Raw genomic sequence first — 2,272 nt, forward strand, 5'->3', positions numbered from 1 at the left:
GCCGGCATGATTCGCTCGCTGAGCGAGCGTCTTGGCCTTATCCAAGGGGCCTGAGCTTGTGGTATCGTGACACTTTAAGACATGAAAATAAGCCGAATACGGCAATCATCGGCACCCCATGAGTCTTCTCTCGCTCATCGCAGTTTTTCTCCTCGAGCAACTGCAACCTCTCAACTATCGCCGCATCGTCGCCGAACCTCTCGGCGCATGGGCTGATTTTATTGAATCCCGCTTTAACGCCGGAGCCTACCGGCATGGCGTGCTGGCCTGGTGTCTGGCTGTCCTGCTGCCGGTGGTGCTGCTCGCTGTGGCTTATGGCCTGCTCTATTCCCTGAACCCGCTTTTCGGCTGGGCGCTCAATGTTGGCGTGCTCTATCTGACCATGGGTTTCCGCCAGTTCAGTCACCACTACACCGAAATCCAGCTGGCCCTGCGCCTGGGCGACCTTGAGCGGGCGCGCCATCTGCTTGCCGAGTGGCAGGGCATGTCGGCCTATGGCCTCGGCTCCGAAGATGTTGCCCGGCGCTCCATCGAGGGCGCGCTGGCTGCCTCGCACCGCCACGTCTTTGCTGTCGTGCTCTGGTTCGTTTTGTTGCCCGGCCCTTGCGGGGCGCTGCTCTACCGGCTGTCAGCCGTTGTCGGCGACCGCTGGAATACCAAAAACATGGCCCAGCAAAGCGATTTTTCCGCGTTCTCACGACTGGTTTTCGGTATGATCGACTGGCTACCTTCGCGGACAACGGCAGCGGCTTTCGCTATTGTCGGTGACTTCGAGGATGCGGTTTATTGCTGGCGTACCCAGCCGGCGCAATGGCCGGACCGCGACCTCGGCATCGTTCTCGCGGCGGGGGCCGGCGCGCTGGGGGTCCAACTGGGCCGGCCGGTGGCCGATGGCGTCGAGGTGTCCGATCGGGCCGAACTGGGGCTGGGCGATCCGGCTGATGTAGATTTCATGCAAAGTGCCGTTGGCCTCGTCTGGCGAGCTACTGTGTTATGGATGTTGTTGCTGTTTTTGCTAGGGCTTGCCACGTTGGTGGGCTGAATAATCCTTACAGGAGAGTTACATGAGCAGAGATGTTGTTATTCTGAGTGCCGTCCGTTCCCCAATCGGCACCTTTGGTGGTGCTTTGGCCGATTTCGAAGCCAGTGAGCTGGCCGGTATCGTGATGAAGGAATCGGTCGTCCGCTCCGGTGTCGATCCCCAAATCATCAACTACGTCACGGTCGGTAACACCATGCCGACCGACTCCCGCTATGCCTACGTTTCCCGCGTTGCCTCTATTCAGGCTGGTCTGCCGATGGAATCCGTTGCCATGCAGGTTTCCCGTCTGTGTTCGTCTGGCCTGCAGGCTATTGTGACCACCGCCCAGAACATCATGCTGAACGATGCCGATTACGGCGTCGGTGGCGGTGTTGAAGTCATGTCCAAGGCGGCTTACATGATGCCCTCGTTGCGTACGGGCGCCCGCATGGGTGATACCAAGGCCATCGACTCGATGGTTGCCGTGCTGACCGACCCGTTCGGCGTTGGCCACATGGGCATCACCGCCGAAAAACTGGTTGAGAAGTATGGCTTCACCCGTGAAGACCAGGATGCATTGGCTGTTGAATCCCACCGTCGCGCTGCTGCGGCCATCGATGCCGGTCGCTTTAAATCGCAGATCGTGCCGATCGTCAAGCAGACGCGCAAGGGCGAAGTGGTTTTCGATACCGACGAGCACGTCAAGCGTGGCACAACCATGGAATCGCTGGCCAAGATGAAGCCGGCCTTCAAGAAGGACGGCTCGGTCACCGCTGGTAACGCTTCCGGCATCAACGACGGCGCTGCCTTCTTCGTGCTGGCTGCCGCCGATGTAGCCGCCAAGGCCGGTCACAAGGCTTTGGCCCGCATCGCTGGTTATGCCGTCGCTGGTGTCCCGAACGATGTCATGGGCGAAGGTCCGATCCCGGCTACCCGGCTGGCGCTCAAGAAGGCTGGCCTGACGCTGGATCAGATGGACGTCATCGAATCAAATGAAGCCTTTGCTGCCCAGGCGCTGACTGTTGCCAAGGTGCTTGGCCTTGATCCGGCCAAGACCAACCCGAACGGTGGCGCTATCGCCCTCGGTCACCCGGTCGGCTGTTCCGGTGCCTTTATCGCCACCAAGGCGCTCTACGAGCTGGAGCGGATCGGTGGCAAGTACGCTTTGGTGACGATGTGTATCGGTGGTGGCCAGGGTATTGCGGTGATCTTCGAACGCGCCTGATCGCTGCGGCGTTTCAGTTGTACAGA

General features: G+C 60.0%; 2 protein-coding genes. Both read left to right on the top strand.

The annotated features are described in order from the left end of the window. The first annotated feature begins 118 nt into the window (after positions 1–118). Positions 119–1,042: a CobD/CbiB family protein gene (locus tag ADADOO_RS03000; protein WP_511274889.1), complete on the top strand. Its 924-nt coding sequence runs from the start codon at positions 119–121 to the stop codon at positions 1,040–1,042. A 22-nt stretch (positions 1,043–1,064) separates the two neighbouring features. Next, a complete protein-coding gene (locus tag ADADOO_RS03005) occupies positions 1,065–2,246 on the top strand; it encodes an acetyl-CoA C-acyltransferase family protein (RefSeq protein ID WP_511274891.1) in 1,182 nt (393 codons plus the stop codon). The last annotated feature ends 26 nt before the right edge of the window (positions 2,247–2,272 follow it).

The organism is Azonexus sp. (assembly GCF_036170495.1).
GTDB lineage: Bacteria > Pseudomonadota > Gammaproteobacteria > Burkholderiales > Rhodocyclaceae > Azonexus.